The 12,401-nt window shown below is 62.9% G+C and carries 24 protein-coding genes; all 24 read left to right on the forward strand.

Annotation, left to right across the window (positions count from 1 at the left end; all coding sequences use genetic code 11):
* Positions 1 to 248 (forward strand): EF-Tu C-terminal domain-related protein (locus AC1D2L_RS22765; protein WP_476848186.1); only part of this gene is annotated, 248 nt, incomplete at its 5' end.
* 68 nt (positions 249 to 316) lie between these two features.
* Positions 317 to 625 (forward strand): 30S ribosomal protein S10, encoded by a 309-nt coding sequence (rpsJ, locus tag AC1D2L_RS22770; RefSeq protein WP_043237115.1) that lies wholly within the window; start codon positions 317 to 319, stop codon positions 623 to 625.
* A 131-nt stretch (positions 626 to 756) separates the two neighbouring features.
* Entirely contained in the window at positions 757 to 1,482 is a 726-nt protein-coding gene (rplC, locus tag AC1D2L_RS22775; RefSeq protein WP_476848187.1) for a 50S ribosomal protein L3, read from the forward strand.
* Positions 1,482 to 2,102 carry a 50S ribosomal protein L4 gene (gene rplD / locus AC1D2L_RS22780; RefSeq protein ID WP_476848188.1) on the forward strand — a complete coding sequence of 207 codons (621 nt, stop codon included), beginning with the start codon at positions 1,482 to 1,484 and terminating at the stop codon, positions 2,100 to 2,102. Before rplC ends, rplD begins: the two co-directional genes overlap by 1 nt.
* Positions 2,099 to 2,410, forward strand: a complete 312-nt coding sequence (locus AC1D2L_RS22785; RefSeq protein ID WP_476848189.1) for a 50S ribosomal protein L23 — start codon at positions 2,099 to 2,101, stop codon at positions 2,408 to 2,410. The genes rplD and AC1D2L_RS22785 overlap by 4 nt, the downstream gene beginning before the upstream one ends.
* 16 nt (positions 2,411 to 2,426) lie before the next feature.
* Positions 2,427 to 3,269, forward strand: coding sequence for a 50S ribosomal protein L2 (rplB, locus tag AC1D2L_RS22790; RefSeq protein WP_476848190.1), 843 nt, complete (start codon positions 2,427 to 2,429; stop codon positions 3,267 to 3,269).
* An 8-nt stretch (positions 3,270 to 3,277) separates the two neighbouring features.
* Positions 3,278 to 3,556: a 30S ribosomal protein S19 gene (gene rpsS / locus AC1D2L_RS22795; RefSeq protein WP_476848191.1), complete on the forward strand. Its 279-nt coding sequence runs from the start codon at positions 3,278 to 3,280 to the stop codon at positions 3,554 to 3,556.
* A 3-nt stretch (positions 3,557 to 3,559) separates the two neighbouring features.
* Positions 3,560 to 3,943 carry a 50S ribosomal protein L22 gene (rplV, locus tag AC1D2L_RS22800; protein WP_476848192.1) on the forward strand — a complete coding sequence of 128 codons (384 nt, stop codon included), beginning with the start codon at positions 3,560 to 3,562 and terminating at the stop codon, positions 3,941 to 3,943.
* Positions 3,944 to 3,953: 10 nt separating this feature from the next.
* Positions 3,954 to 4,664 carry a 30S ribosomal protein S3 gene (gene rpsC / locus AC1D2L_RS22805; protein WP_476848193.1) on the forward strand — a complete coding sequence of 237 codons (711 nt, stop codon included), beginning with the start codon at positions 3,954 to 3,956 and terminating at the stop codon, positions 4,662 to 4,664.
* 18 nt (positions 4,665 to 4,682) lie between these two features.
* Complete coding sequence (gene rplP, locus AC1D2L_RS22810) at positions 4,683 to 5,096, forward strand: 50S ribosomal protein L16 (protein ID WP_476848194.1); 414 nt, start codon at positions 4,683 to 4,685, stop codon at positions 5,094 to 5,096.
* Between the two features lie 11 nt (positions 5,097 to 5,107).
* A complete protein-coding gene (rpmC, locus tag AC1D2L_RS22815) occupies positions 5,108 to 5,320 on the forward strand; it encodes a 50S ribosomal protein L29 (protein ID WP_476848195.1) in 213 nt (70 codons plus the stop codon).
* A 12-nt stretch (positions 5,321 to 5,332) separates the two neighbouring features.
* Entirely contained in the window at positions 5,333 to 5,575 is a 243-nt protein-coding gene (rpsQ, locus tag AC1D2L_RS22820) for a 30S ribosomal protein S17 (protein WP_476848196.1), read from the forward strand.
* 216 nt (positions 5,576 to 5,791) lie between these two features.
* Positions 5,792 to 6,160: a 50S ribosomal protein L14 gene (gene rplN, locus AC1D2L_RS22825; RefSeq protein WP_054144259.1), complete on the forward strand. Its 369-nt coding sequence runs from the start codon at positions 5,792 to 5,794 to the stop codon at positions 6,158 to 6,160.
* The gene (rplX, locus tag AC1D2L_RS22830; RefSeq protein ID WP_476848197.1) at positions 6,160 to 6,477 is read left to right on the forward strand and encodes a 50S ribosomal protein L24; all 318 of its coding nucleotides are present in this window, start codon (positions 6,160 to 6,162) and stop codon (positions 6,475 to 6,477) included. Before rplN ends, rplX begins: the two co-directional genes overlap by 1 nt.
* A complete protein-coding gene (rplE, locus tag AC1D2L_RS22835; RefSeq protein WP_476848198.1) occupies positions 6,470 to 7,039 on the forward strand; it encodes a 50S ribosomal protein L5 in 570 nt (189 codons plus the stop codon). The genes rplX and rplE overlap by 8 nt, the downstream gene beginning before the upstream one ends.
* A gap of 36 nt (positions 7,040 to 7,075) precedes the next feature.
* Positions 7,076 to 7,381: a 30S ribosomal protein S14 gene (gene rpsN / locus AC1D2L_RS22840; protein ID WP_476848199.1), complete on the forward strand. Its 306-nt coding sequence runs from the start codon at positions 7,076 to 7,078 to the stop codon at positions 7,379 to 7,381.
* 12 nt (positions 7,382 to 7,393) lie between these two features.
* The gene (rpsH, locus tag AC1D2L_RS22845) at positions 7,394 to 7,792 is read left to right on the forward strand and encodes a 30S ribosomal protein S8 (protein ID WP_476848200.1); all 399 of its coding nucleotides are present in this window, start codon (positions 7,394 to 7,396) and stop codon (positions 7,790 to 7,792) included.
* Positions 7,793 to 7,825: 33 nt separating this feature from the next.
* The gene (gene rplF / locus AC1D2L_RS22850; RefSeq protein WP_476848201.1) at positions 7,826 to 8,359 is read left to right on the forward strand and encodes a 50S ribosomal protein L6; all 534 of its coding nucleotides are present in this window, start codon (positions 7,826 to 7,828) and stop codon (positions 8,357 to 8,359) included.
* Positions 8,360 to 8,364: 5 nt separating this feature from the next.
* Positions 8,365 to 8,730, forward strand: a complete 366-nt coding sequence (rplR, locus tag AC1D2L_RS22855; protein WP_476848202.1) for a 50S ribosomal protein L18 — start codon at positions 8,365 to 8,367, stop codon at positions 8,728 to 8,730.
* Between the two features lie 131 nt (positions 8,731 to 8,861).
* Positions 8,862 to 9,422, forward strand: coding sequence for a 30S ribosomal protein S5 (gene rpsE / locus AC1D2L_RS22860; RefSeq protein WP_476848203.1), 561 nt, complete (start codon positions 8,862 to 8,864; stop codon positions 9,420 to 9,422).
* Positions 9,423 to 9,432: 10 nt separating this feature from the next.
* Positions 9,433 to 9,627 (forward strand): 50S ribosomal protein L30, encoded by a 195-nt coding sequence (rpmD, locus tag AC1D2L_RS22865; protein WP_476848204.1) that lies wholly within the window; start codon positions 9,433 to 9,435, stop codon positions 9,625 to 9,627.
* A gap of 13 nt (positions 9,628 to 9,640) precedes the next feature.
* The gene (gene rplO / locus AC1D2L_RS22870) at positions 9,641 to 10,117 is read left to right on the forward strand and encodes a 50S ribosomal protein L15 (RefSeq protein WP_476848205.1); all 477 of its coding nucleotides are present in this window, start codon (positions 9,641 to 9,643) and stop codon (positions 10,115 to 10,117) included.
* 155 nt (positions 10,118 to 10,272) lie between these two features.
* Positions 10,273 to 11,610: a preprotein translocase subunit SecY gene (gene secY, locus AC1D2L_RS22875; protein WP_476848206.1), complete on the forward strand. Its 1,338-nt coding sequence runs from the start codon at positions 10,273 to 10,275 to the stop codon at positions 11,608 to 11,610.
* On the forward strand, positions 11,610 to 12,194 hold the full coding sequence (locus AC1D2L_RS22880) for an adenylate kinase (RefSeq protein ID WP_476848207.1): 585 nt from the start codon (positions 11,610 to 11,612) through the stop codon (positions 12,192 to 12,194). The genes secY and AC1D2L_RS22880 overlap by 1 nt, the downstream gene beginning before the upstream one ends.
* Positions 12,195 to 12,401: the final 207 nt, after the last annotated feature.

A 12,401-nucleotide genomic window follows, 5' to 3' on the forward strand; every position in this document is an offset into this window, starting at 1 on the left:
CCAAGGAGGAGGGCGGTCGCCACACCCCGTTCTTCACCAACTACCGCCCGCAGTTCTACTTCCGCACGACGGACGTGACCGGCGTGGTGCACCTGCCCGAGGGTACCGAGATGGTCATGCCTGGCGACAACATCGCCATGGAAGTGCACCTGATCGTGCCGATCGCGATGGAAGAGAAGCTGCGCTTCGCCATCCGTGAAGGCGGCCGCACCGTCGGTGCCGGCGTCGTCGCAAGCATCATCGCGTAACGCGTTTTCGTGAGGGCGATGGCCCCTCCGGGCACATCGCCTTTTCACGTCACGGAGAACACAAGACCATGAACGGTCAGAATATCCGGATCCGCCTCAAGGCGTTCGACCACCGCATCCTCGACGCTTCGACGCGCGAGATCGTGTCGACCGCAAAGAGGACGGGCGCTCAGGTTCGCGGCCCCATCCCGCTGCCTACACTCATCGAGAAGTTCACGGTCAACCGCTCGCCGCACATCGACAAGAAGTCGCGCGAGCAGTTCGAAATGCGGACCCACAAGCGGGTTCTCGACATCGTCGACCCGACCCCGCAGACGGTCGACGCCCTGATGAAGCTTGATCTCGCCGCCGGCGTCGACGTCGAAATCAAGCTCTGAGTTGACCATCGTCTCGGGAAGGGGCAAAGACGCCCCTTCGACAGACAATGTTCGAATCTTAAATTTAGCCGGGTCCTCTGCCTCCTGCATTTCGGCAGGATGAGTACGACCCCAATGGAAGGTATGCACCGATGCGTTCCGGTGTGATTGCACAGAAAGTCGGGATGACCCGCATCTTCACGGATGCCGGCGAACATATCCCGGTCACCGTGCTGAAGCTCGATAACTGTCAGGTTGTCGCGCATCGCACGATCGAGAAAAACGGCTACGTCGCCGTGCAGCTCGGGTCGGGCTTGGCCAAGGTCAAGAACGTCTCGAAGGCTGAGCGCGGCCACTTCGCCGTCGCCAAGGTCGAGCCCAAGCGTAAGATCGTCGAGTTCCGCGTCAGCGACGACGCGTTGATCCCGGTCGGCGCCGAACTGACGGCCGACCACTTCGTCGTCGGCCAGTACGTCGATGTCAGCGGCAACACGCTCGGCAAGGGTTTTGCCGGCGGTATGAAGCGCTGGAACTTCGGCGGCCTGCGCGCCACGCACGGCGTGTCGGTCTCGCATCGTTCGATCGGTTCGACCGGTGGCCGTCAGGACCCGGGCAAGACCTTCAAGAACAAGAAGATGCCTGGTCACCTCGGCACCGAGCGCGTCACCACGCAGAACCTGCGTGTCGTCCAGACGGACGCCGAGCGCGGCCTGATCCTGGTCGAAGGCGCCGTCCCCGGCCATGCCGGCGGCTGGATCCACATCCGCGACGCCGTCAAGCGCGCTCTGCCCAAGGATGCGCCGCTTCCGGGCAAGTTCAAGGTGGCTGGCGACAGCACGCAGGCTCCCGCAACCGAGACTGCCGAGGAGAACGCGTGATGAAACTCGATATCACCACTCTCGAAGGCGGTAACGCCGGTTCCGTCGAGCTGTCGGATGCGATCTTCGGCCTCGAGCCGCGCGCCGACATCCTGGCCCGCATGGTGCGCTACCAGCTCGCCAAGCGTCGCGCCGGAACGCACAAGTCCAAGGGCCGGTCGGAAGTCGACCGCACCCGCAAGAAGATCTACAAGCAGAAGGGCACCGGCGGCGCCCGTCACGGCGCAGCGTCTGCTCCGCAGTTCCGCGGCGGCGGCAAGGCCTTCGGTCCGATCGTGCGCGACCATGCGCATGACCTGCCCAAGAAGGTCCGCGCTTTGGCTCTGCGCCATGCGCTCTCGGCGAAGGCCAAGGGTTCGGAAATCATCATCATCGATGATGCCAAGCTCTCCGAGCCGAAGACCAAGCTGCTGCTCGGCCATTTCAGCAAGCTGGACCTGTCCAGCGCGCTGGTGATCGGCGGCGCCGAGATCGATACGAACTTCGGCCTGGCCGCGCGTTCGATCCCGAACGTCGACGTCCTGCCGGTCCAGGGCATCAACGTCTATGACATCCTGCGTCGCACCAAGCTTGTGCTGACGCGCTCGGCTGTCGATGCGCTGGAGGCGCGCTTCAAATGAGCCAGGTTGAAAAGAACTTGGATCCCCGGCACTACGACGTCATTCGTAGCCCGGTGATCACCGAGAAGGCGACGATGCTCTCCGAGCACAACAAGGTCGTCTTCGAGGTTGCCAAGACTGCGACGAAGCCGCAGATCAAGGCAGCGATCGAGAAGCTGTTCGACGTCAAGGTGAAGAGCGTGAACACGCTCGTCACCGAAGGCAAAATGAAGGTCTTCCGTGGTCGTCTCGGACAGCGTTCGGACGTCAAGAAGGCAATCGTGACTCTCGAAGATGGTCATTCCATCGACGTGACCACGGGTCTGTGAAGGGAGGATCTGCATCATGGCTTTGAAGAGTTTCAAGCCGACCACGCCGAGCCTTCGCCAGCTCGTGATCGTCGACCGCAGCGAGCTCTATAAGGGCAAGCCGCTCAAGGCGCTGACCGAGGGACTTTCGTCCTCGGGCGGCCGCAACAACACCGGCCGCATCACCGTCCGCTTCCGCGGCGGTGGACACAAGCGCACGCTGCGCCTGATCGACTTCAAGCGTCGCGGCAAGGATGGCATCCCGGCCGTCGTGGAGCGGATCGAGTACGATCCCAACCGCACCGCCTTCATCGCCCTGATCAAGTATCAGGACGGCGAGCAGTCCTACATCCTGGCTCCGCAGCGTCTTGCTGTCGGTGACAGCGTGATCTCGGGTCCGTCGGTCGACGTGAAGCCCGGCAACGCCGCCCCCATGGGCTCGCTGCCGATCGGCACGATCGTCCACAATCTGGAGCTGAAGATCGGCAAGGGCGGGCAGCTCGCTCGTTCCGCCGGCAACTACGCCCAGATCGTCGGTCGCGACCAGGGCTACGTCATCATCCGTCTGAACTCGGGCGAACAGCGCCTGATCAGCGGCCTCTGCTATGCGACTGTGGGCGCGGTCTCGAACCCCGACCACATGAACCGGAATGACGGCAAGGCAGGGCGCTCGCGCTGGCTCGGTCGTCGTCCGCATAACCGCGGCGTCTCGATGAACCCTGTCGACCATCCCCACGGCGGCGGCGAAGGCCGTACCTCTGGCGGTCGTCACCCGGTCACCCCCTGGGGCAAGCCGACGAAGGGTAAGAAGACCCGCTCGAACAAGCGGACCGATACGTTCATCGTGTCGAGCCGTCACGCCCGCAAGAAGAAGAACTGAGGTCCGTCATGGCGCGTTCGCTTTGGAAAGGTCCGTTTGTCGACGGATACCTTCTGAAAAAGGCCGAGGTTGCCCGTTCGGCGGCCCGGCAAGAAGTCATCAAGATCTGGAGCCGTCGCTCCACGATCCTTCCGCAGTTCGTCGGTCTGACGTTCGGCGTCTACAACGGCCACAAGCATGTGCCGGTGAATGTGTCCGAGGAAATGGTGGGCCACAAGTTCGGCGAGTTCTCGCCGACGCGCACCTTCCACGGCCACGCCGCCGACAAGAAGGCGAAGAGGAAGTAAGCCATGGGAAAGCCATCCGCCCCCCGTGCGCTGCCTGACAATGAAGCCGTCGCGGTTGCCCGCAACCTTCGTGTCAGCCCGCAAAAGCTGAACCTCCTCGCCCAGATGATCCGTGGCAAGAAGGTCTCCACCGCACTGGCCGACCTCGAGTTCTCGCGCAAGCGGATCTCGCTGGACGTCCGCAAGTGCCTGCAGAGCGCCATCGCAAACGCCGAGAACAATCATGATCTCGACGTCGACGACCTGGTCGTTGCGCAGGCCTTCGTCGGCAAGGCCCTGGTCATGAAGCGTTTCCACGCTCGTGCCCGTGGCCGTGGCGCCCGCATCCTGAAGCCCTTCGCGAACATCACGATCATCGTGCGCGAAGTCGCTGCGGCCAAGGCCTGAGGAGAGAACGATGGGTCAGAAAATCAATCCGATCGGGCTTCGCCTCGGCATCAACCGCACCTGGGATTCGCGCTGGTTCGCGCAGAAGGGTGAGTACGGCAAGCTTCTTCATGAGGACATGGCCATCCGCGCCGCCCTCATGAAGCTGCTGAAGCAGGCTGCTGTCTCGAAGATCATCATCGAGCGCCCCCACAAGAAGTGCCGCGTCACCATCCACTCGGCTCGTCCGGGCGTGGTGATCGGCAAGAAGGGCGCCGACATCGAGAAGCTGCGCAAGTCGGTGATGAAGCTCACCAAGGCCGATGTGACGATCAACATCGTCGAGGTGCGCAAGCCTGAGATCGACGCCACGCTGGTCGCCGACTCGATCGCCCAGCAGCTCGAGCGCCGCGTTGCGTTCCGTCGCGCCATGAAGCGGGCCGTTCAGTCGGCCATGCGTCTCGGTGCCGAAGGCATCCGCATCAACTGCTCGGGCCGTCTCGGCGGTGCTGAAATCGCGCGTCTGGAGTGGTATCGCGAAGGTCGCGTTCCGCTGCACACGCTGCGCGCAGACGTCGATTACGGCGTCGGCACCGCTTTCACGACCTATGGGACGTGCGGCATCAAGGTCTGGATCTTCAAGGGCGAGATCCTCGAACACGACCCGATGGCCCAGGACAAGCGCATGTCGGACGAAGGTGGCCGCTCCGGCGGTCGCGAACGTCGCGACCATGCCGCGTAAGGCTGATCGAGAAGAGCCATGTTGCAACCAAAGAAGACGAAGTTCCGCAAGCAGTTCAAGGGGCGCATTTCGGGCGTCGCCAAGGGCGGTACGGAGCTGAATTTCGGCCAGTTCGGCCTCAAGGCCCTGATGCCGGAGCGCGTTACGGCGCGTCAGATCGAAGCGGCTCGCCGCGCGATCACTCGTGCGATGAAGCGCGCCGGCCGCGTCTGGATCCGTATTTTCCCAGACGTTCCGGTGTCGAAGAAGCCGACCGAAGTCCGCATGGGCAAGGGCAAGGGCGCGCCTGAATTCTGGGCAGCCAAGGTCAAGCCGGGTCGGATCATGTTCGAGATCGACGGCGTGCCCGAGGATACCGCGCGCGAGGCCATGCGCCTCGGCGCAGCCAAGCTGCCGATCAAGACCCGCTTCATCCAGCGCATCGCTGAGTAAGGGAGGACGACATGAAGACTTCAAAACGCCTGTCCGACCTGAACGCCATGAGCGTGGATCTGCTCCAGGACGAACTCCTGAAGCTCAAGAAGGAGCAGTTCAACCTGCGTTTCCAGCGCGCCACCGGCCAGCTCGAGAACACTGCTCGAGTGACCGAGGTCCGCAAGGATATCGCCCGCATCAAGACGCTGCAGCGGTCGAAGACCGTCGCCGCGACCGCCTGAGGAGTTTCAACCATGCCGAAGCGCGTGCTGCAGGGCGTCGTCGTCAGCGACAAGCAAAATAAAACTGTTGTGGTTAAGGTCGAGCGGCGGTATACGCACCCGCTCCTCAAGAAGACGGTTCGCCGCACCAAGAACTACCACGCCCACGACGAGGCGCAGGTGTCCAAGGTCGGCGATCAGGTCTGGATCGAGGAGTCGAAGCCGATTTCCAAGCTGAAAAGCTGGGTTGTGCTCGAMAACGCTCCAAAAGCGTAAGACACACGTGCTCCCGACGTTCGGCTCCGGCCGAACGAATCGGGGCAGGTGTGAAGTGAATTTGGTAAGGCATGTCACCCGCAGAAGTGCGCGTCACTTTTGCGGATCATGCTTTGTTTGAGGCCAGGGGGCGATCGACCCCCGTCAGCCGTAGTCCGATCGGCGCTAATGCCGATCCGGAAACCGCGCTGATACGCATATGGAAGGATCAAGGCCATGATCCAGGTGCAGACGAATCTCGAGGTCGCGGATAATTCCGGCGCCCGTCGCGTGATGTGCATCAAGGTTCTCGGCGGGTCGAAGCGGCGCTATGCCCGCATTGGCGACATCATTGTCGTTTCGATCAAGGAAGCAATTCCCCGTGGCCGCGTGAAGAAGGGCGACGTCATGAAGGCGGTCGTCGTTCGCACCGCCAAGGACGTCAAGCGCGCCGATGGTTCGGTGATCCGTTTCGACCGCAATGCGGCCGTGCTGATCAACAACCAGAAGGAGCCTGTCGGCACCCGTATCTTCGGACCGGTTCCGCGCGAACTCCGCGCCAAGAACCACATGAAGATCATCTCGCTTGCGCCAGAGGTGCTTTGATGGCTGCGAAAATCAAGAAGGGCGACAAGGTCGTCGTGCTGGCTGGCCGCGATAAGGGCAAGTCCGGCGAAGTGCTCCAGGTCATCCCGAAGGATGCCCGCGCCATCGTGCGTGGCGTCATGATGGTCAAGAAGCACACCAAGGCTTCGGCACAGTCCGAGGGCGGCATCATCTCCAAGGAGGCCACCATCGACCTGTCGAACCTGGCAGTTGCCGATCCGAAGGACGGCAAGCCGACCCGCGTTGGCTTCAAGGTTCTGGATGACGGCCGCAAGGTCCGTTTCGCCAAGCGTTCGGGGGATCTGATCGATGGCTGATAATCAGCAGCAGGCGGCCCTTACGCCGCGCATGAAGAAGCATTACGAGGACGTCGTCCGTCCCGCGATGATCGCCGAGTTCGGCTACAAGAACGTCATGGAAGTGCCGACGATCGAGAAGATCGTCATCAACATGGGCGTTGGCGAAGCTACGGCGGACCGCAAGAAGGTCGACAACGCCGCTGGCGACCTCGCACTGATTGCCGGCCAGAAGCCGGTCATCACCAAGTCCCGCCTCGCGATCGCCGGCTTCAAGCTGCGCGAAAACATGGCGGTGGGCTGCAAGGTCACGCTGCGCAAGACGAAGATGTTCGAGTTCGTTGATCGGCTCGTCACCATTGCTCTGCCGCGTGTTCGCGACTTCCGCGGCCTCAATCCGAAGTCGTTTGACGGGCGTGGCAATTTTGCGCTCGGCATCAAGGAGCACATCGTGTTCCCTGAGATCAACTACGACAAGGTCGACGCCGTGTGGGGTATGGACGTGATCGTCTGCACGACTGCAAAGTCGGACGACGAGGCACGCGCCTTGCTGAAGCACTTCAACTTCCCGTTCCGGCAGTGAGCTTAACCGCTCATACGCGGAAACCAGGAGATATCGATGGCTAAGAAAAGCTCCGTCGAGAACAACAACCACCGCAAGGCCCTTGTGAAGAAATTCGCCGGCAAGCGTGCACGTCTTCTCGCGATCGCCAATGACAACACCCAGTCCATGGACGAGCGTTTCCTCGCTCGCCTGAAGCTGGCCGAACTGCCGCGCAACTCGGCTCCTAACCGGGTGCGCAACCGCTGCGAAGTGACGGGTCGTCCCCGCGCTGTTTATCGCAAGCTGAAGATGTCGCGCATTGCTCTGCGCGAGCTCGGCAACAAGGGGCTGGTTCCCGGCCTCGTCAAGTCGAGCTGGTAAGGAGTAAGCAACATGGCGATCATTGATCCGCTTGGAGATATGCTGACCCGCATCCGCAATGCGCAGATGCGGCGTAAGTCGCGCGTTTCGACGCCCGGTTCGAAGCTGAGGGCTCGCGTCCTCGACGTGCTTCAGTCCGAGGGTTACATCCGCGGCTACACCCAGACCGAGTTCGGCAACGGCCGGACCGAGTTCGACATCGAGCTGAAGTACCATGAGGGACAGCCGGTCATCCGGTCGATCTCGCGTGTGTCGAAGCCCGGCCGCCGCGTCTATTCTTCGGTGGAAACGATGCCCCGCGTGGCCGACGGCCTTGGCGTGACCATCATTTCTACGCCGAGGGGTGTGATGCCCGATCATCTTGCCCGCGAGCAGAACGTGGGCGGCGAAGTGCTTTGCAAGGTCTTCTGACCTTCCGCGCCGCTCATTTTCAGGAGAAATCCAATGTCTCGTATCGGTAAAAAGCCTGTTCCGGTTCCCGCTGGCGTCACCGCCAACGTCGCCGGCCAGGTGGTTAAGATCAAGGGTGCCAAGGGCGAGTTGTCCTTCGTGGTTCCCGACGACGTCTCAGTTTCGATGGAAGAGGGTTCCATCGCCGTGCAGCCGCGCTCGCAGAGCAAGGTGGCCCGGTCGCTCTGGGGCACGTCGCGCGCTCGCATCGCCAACCTGGTGATCGGCACGACTGCGGGCTTCGAGAAGAAGCTCGAGATCAACGGCGTCGGCTACAAGGCCGCCGTCAACGGCAAGGTGCTCAAGCTGTCGCTCGGCTTCAGCCATGACATCGACTATGCGATCCCGGAAGGGGTCGCGATCGTCACGCCGAAGCCGACGGAAATCGTGATCACCGGCATCGACAAGCAGGTTGTGGGTCAAACCGCAGCCGAGATCCGCGGCTACCGCGGTCCCGAGCCCTACAAGGGCAAGGGTGTCAAGTACGCCGGCGAATTCATCTTCCGCAAGGAAGGGAAGAAGAAGTAATCGCCATGAGCAGCAAGCAGACAAAAAACACTGCGCGCCGTCGGTTCCGCGTCCGCCGCGCCATCAAGGCGGTCGCCAATGGCCGCGCTCGCCTGTCGGTGCATCGCACCGGCAAGCAGATCTACGCCCAGGTCATCGACGACGTGAAGGGGGTCACCCTCGCTTCGGCTTCGTCGCTGGACAAGGACATCCGTGGCGACATCAAGTCGGGCGCGAATGTCGAGGCGGCGACTGCGATCGGCAAGCTCGTCGCCGAGCGCGCCATCAAGGCAGGCGTGAAGGACGTGGTCTTCGATCGCGGTTCCTACATGTATCATGGCCGCGTCAAGGCGCTGGCCGAGGCGGCCCGCGAGGGCGGCCTCAACTTCTAAGGCCTATCCAGGCGTCGCATGGCGGACCCGAGTGGTCCGCCATGCGACGCATTTAACGTCGTCCCATTCGGGACGCTCGAGCGAGCGGCGGCGCCTTTGAGCGACCGGCTGCGCAAGTAAGAGGGACTACAATGGCGAGAGAGCCTCGTGATCGCGATCGGGAAGAGCGCGATTCAGAATTCGTGGACCGGCTGGTCCACATCAACCGCGTCGCCAAGGTGGTGAAGGGTGGGCGTCGCTTCGGCTTCGCTGCGCTCGTCGTCGTCGGCGACCAGAAGGGCCGCGTCGGCTTCGGCCACGGCAAGGCCCGTGAAGTGCCGGAAGCGATCCGCAAGGCGACTGAAGCCGCCAAGCGCGGTCTCGTCCGCATTCCGCTGCGCGAAGGCCGTACGCTTCATCATGACGTCCAGGGCCGTCACGGCGCTGGCAAGGTCGTGCTGCGCGCGGCTCCGGCTGGTACCGGCATCATCGCCGGCGGCCCGATGCGCGCGGTCTTCGAGGCAGTCGGCATGCAGGACGTCGTGTCCAAGTCGCTCGGTTCCTCGAACCCCTACAACCTCGTTCGCGCGACGTTTGACGCGTTGAAGAACGAGGACAGCCCGCGCGGCGTCGCTGCGCGCCGGTCCCTGAAGGTTTCGGCCCTGCAGACGCGTCGCCGCGATGCAGGCACCGATGCCGTGGCCGAAGCGTGAGGGTGGCATCATGGCAAAAGCTGAAACCACCGTCGTCGTCGAGCAGATCGGAAGCCCGATCCGCCGCGAGGCATCGCAGCGCCAGACCCTGATCGGTCTCGGCCTCAACAAGATCCGCCGGCAGTCGACCCTGGTCGATACGCCTGCCGTACGGGGCATGATCGATAAGGTCAGGCACCTCGTGCGCGTCGTCGACGCGAAGTGAGGAGAATCGTCCGATGAAACTCACTGAAATTCGTGACAACGAAGGCGCCCACAAGTCGCGCATCCGTGTCGGCCGCGGTATCGGTTCCGGCAAGGGCAAGACCGGTGGTCGTGGCGTCAAGGGTCAGAAGGCCCGCTCTGGCGTCGCGGTCAAGGGCTTCGAAGGCGGCCAGATGCCGCTGTATCGTCGCCTGCCCAAGCGCGGCTTCCACAACCTCTTCGCCAAGGATCTGAACGAGGTAAACCTCGGTCGCATCCAGCAGGCGGTTGAGGCCGGCAAGCTCGATGCCAAGGGCACCGTGACCATCGAGGCGCTCGTCGCCGCCGGTGTGATCACCCGCCAGGCCAAGGACGGCGTCAAGATTCTGGGCGTCGGCGAACTGACCTCGAAGCTTGCCTTCGAGGTGTACGGTGCTTCGAAGTCGGCCGTCGAGGCCATCGAAAAGGCCGGCGGTTCGATCAAGATTCTTGCGACCGCTTCACAGGCGTGAATCTAGCGCTTACATGAGCGCTTGCGAACGGCGGCCGGGCCAGAAGCCCAGGCCGCCGTTCGACTGTTTGACTGAGCCCGATGCCGGATGGCGCGACGCGCATTCCGGAGGATTGCGGGCTTCAATGAGCGACTTTCGACCCAGGGACCGGACGCATGGCATCGGCGGCTGAACAGCTTGCGGCAAACCTCAATTTTGGCGCCTTCGCCAAGGCCGACGAGCTCAAGAAGCGGATCTGGTTTACGCTAGGCGCGCTGATCATCTATCGGCTTGGCACCTATATCCCACTGCCGGGCATGAACCCCGACGCAGTCGCGGATCTGTTCAAGCAGACGCAGTCGGGCGTGCTGGGCCTTTTCAACATGTTCTCGGGCGGCGCTGTCGGCCGTCTTGCGATCTTCGCGCTGGCGATCATGCCGTACATCTCGGCCTCGATCATCGTCCAGCTGCTCTCCAGCGTGGTCCCGACCTTCGAGGCGCTGAAGAAGGAAGGCGAGCAGGGCCGCAAGATCCTGAACCAGTACACCCGCTACCTGACGCTCGTCCTGGCCATCTTCCAGGCCTACGGCATCGGCGTCGGTCTGCAGGGTTCCGGCAATCTCGTCATGGATCCGGGTCCGTTCTTCTTGCTCTCGACCACGATCACGCTCGTCGGCGGCACCATGTTCCTGCTTTGGCTCGGTGAACAGATCACCAGCCGCGGCATCGGTAACGGCACCTCGATGATCATCTTCTCGGGCATCATCGCCGAATTCCCGTCGCAGCTCGCGCAGACCCTCGAACTCGGCCGTCAGGGCGCGATCTCGACCGGCCTGCTGCTGCTGATCCTGGTCATGGCGATCTGCGTCATCGCCTTCTGCGTGTTCATGGAGCGCGCCCAGCGCCGGTTGCTGATCAACTATCCCAAGCGCCAGGTCGGCAACCGCATGTATGAGGGTCAGACCTCTTTCCTGCCGCTCAAGCTGAATACCGCCGGCGTTATCCCGCCGATCTTTGCCTCGTCGCTGCTGCTGCTGCCGACCACCATCGCCAGCTTCTCGCAGGCCTCGGGCGGCACGGGCTTCCTGTCGACGATGGCCACCTATCTGGCCCATGGCCGGCCGCTGTTCATGTTCCTCTATGCGGCGCTGATCATCTTCTTCTGCTTCTTCTACACCGCGATCGTCTTCAACCCGGTCGAGACGGCAGACAACCTCAAGAAGCATGGCGGCTTCATGCCGGGCATCCGCCCCGGCGAGCGCACCGCCGAGCACATCGACCGGATCCTGACCCGCATCACGGTGCTGGGTGCGGGCTACCTGACGATCGTCTGCCTTATCCCTGAGTTCATGATCACCTATGCTCAGATTCCGATTATCCTGCTCGGCGGCACCTCGCTGCTGATCGTGGTGACGACGACGATGGATACCGTGGCGCAAGTCCATGGCCATCTGCTGGCCCATCAGTACGAAGGGCTGGTCAAGAAATCGAAGTTGAGGGGGTCGAAGCGCTGATGCGACTGATATTCTTGGGGCCGCCCGGGGCGGGGAAGGGCACTCAGGCCGCGCGCATCGTCGCGAAGCACGGCATCCCGCAGCTCTCGACCGGTGACATGCTGCGCGCCGCGGTTGCCGCCGGCACCCCGGTGGGCGTCAAGGCGAAGGCCGTGATGGATGCGGGGGGATTGGTCTCCGACGAGATCGTCATCGGCATCGTTGCCGACCGCATCGAGGAGCCGGACGCGAAGAAGGGCTTCATCCTGGACGGTTTCCCGCGGACGCTGGCGCAGGCCGAGGCGCTCGACGCGATGCTCGCCTCCAAGAAGATGAACCTGGATGCCGTGCTCGAGCTCAAGGTCGACCAGGGCAAGCTCGTCGACCGGATCGTCAGGCGCGCTGAGGAGGCCAAAGCCGCCGGCCAGCCCGTTCGCAAGGACGACGACCCGGAGGTCTTCAAGGTACGCCTGGAGGCCTACAATCGCGATACCGCGGTGGTCGCGCCCTATTACGAGAAGCGGGGCCAGCTGACCCCGATCGACGGCATGCAGCCGATCGACGCTGTCAGCACTGCCATCGAGAAGGCGCTCTCGGGCGCCTGATCGCGGCGGCTTGTTCCGCCGGTTTTCGAACTGAACTTTATCGAGGCCCCGCATCTCAACCAGATGCGGGGCCTCGTGCGTTTTTGGGCGGTCGCATAAGCGGTTTCTTCCCCACAGGCCGCGTTGACATGGCAGGCCCCAGGCGATGTCCTCTCCTTAATCCGCCACAAGGCGGCAATGGCGGTGCGCGGAGCGAAGCACGAGCTT

It is taken from the genome of Allobosea sp. P1_B10, from assembly GCF_056406735.1.

Excerpts from the sequence above, each read along its gene's own strand:
- rplF (WP_476848201.1), top strand. The coding sequence starts at position 7,826 with ATGTCTCGTATCGGTAAAAAGCCTGTTCCGGTTCCCGCTGGCGTCACC.
- rplN (WP_054144259.1), top strand. The coding sequence starts at position 5,792 with ATGATCCAGGTGCAGACGAATCTCGAGGTCGCGGATAATTCCGGCGCC.
- rplX (WP_476848197.1), top strand. The coding sequence starts at position 6,160 with ATGGCTGCGAAAATCAAGAAGGGCGACAAGGTCGTCGTGCTGGCTGGC.
- rplB (WP_476848190.1), top strand. The coding sequence starts at position 2,427 with ATGGCTTTGAAGAGTTTCAAGCCGACCACGCCGAGCCTTCGCCAGCTC.
- AC1D2L_RS22880 (WP_476848207.1), top strand. The coding sequence starts at position 11,610 with ATGCGACTGATATTCTTGGGGCCGCCCGGGGCGGGGAAGGGCACTCAG.
- rpsJ (WP_043237115.1), top strand. The coding sequence starts at position 317 with ATGAACGGTCAGAATATCCGGATCCGCCTCAAGGCGTTCGACCACCGC.
- rpsN (WP_476848199.1), top strand. The coding sequence starts at position 7,076 with ATGGCTAAGAAAAGCTCCGTCGAGAACAACAACCACCGCAAGGCCCTT.
- rpsH (WP_476848200.1), top strand. The coding sequence starts at position 7,394 with ATGGCGATCATTGATCCGCTTGGAGATATGCTGACCCGCATCCGCAAT.
- rplO (WP_476848205.1), top strand. The coding sequence starts at position 9,641 with ATGAAACTCACTGAAATTCGTGACAACGAAGGCGCCCACAAGTCGCGC.
- rpsC (WP_476848193.1), top strand. The coding sequence starts at position 3,954 with ATGGGTCAGAAAATCAATCCGATCGGGCTTCGCCTCGGCATCAACCGC.
- rplC (WP_476848187.1), top strand. The coding sequence starts at position 757 with ATGCGTTCCGGTGTGATTGCACAGAAAGTCGGGATGACCCGCATCTTC.
- rplD (WP_476848188.1), top strand. The coding sequence starts at position 1,482 with ATGAAACTCGATATCACCACTCTCGAAGGCGGTAACGCCGGTTCCGTC.
- AC1D2L_RS22785 (WP_476848189.1), top strand. The coding sequence starts at position 2,099 with ATGAGCCAGGTTGAAAAGAACTTGGATCCCCGGCACTACGACGTCATT.
- rpsE (WP_476848203.1), top strand. The coding sequence starts at position 8,862 with ATGGCGAGAGAGCCTCGTGATCGCGATCGGGAAGAGCGCGATTCAGAA.
- rplV (WP_476848192.1), top strand. The coding sequence starts at position 3,560 with ATGGGAAAGCCATCCGCCCCCCGTGCGCTGCCTGACAATGAAGCCGTC.
- rplR (WP_476848202.1), top strand. The coding sequence starts at position 8,365 with ATGAGCAGCAAGCAGACAAAAAACACTGCGCGCCGTCGGTTCCGCGTC.
- secY (WP_476848206.1), top strand. The coding sequence starts at position 10,273 with ATGGCATCGGCGGCTGAACAGCTTGCGGCAAACCTCAATTTTGGCGCC.
- rpsS (WP_476848191.1), top strand. The coding sequence starts at position 3,278 with ATGGCGCGTTCGCTTTGGAAAGGTCCGTTTGTCGACGGATACCTTCTG.
- rplP (WP_476848194.1), top strand. The coding sequence starts at position 4,683 with ATGTTGCAACCAAAGAAGACGAAGTTCCGCAAGCAGTTCAAGGGGCGC.
- rpmC (WP_476848195.1), top strand. The coding sequence starts at position 5,108 with ATGAAGACTTCAAAACGCCTGTCCGACCTGAACGCCATGAGCGTGGAT.
- rplE (WP_476848198.1), top strand. The coding sequence starts at position 6,470 with ATGGCTGATAATCAGCAGCAGGCGGCCCTTACGCCGCGCATGAAGAAG.
- rpmD (WP_476848204.1), top strand. The coding sequence starts at position 9,433 with ATGGCAAAAGCTGAAACCACCGTCGTCGTCGAGCAGATCGGAAGCCCG.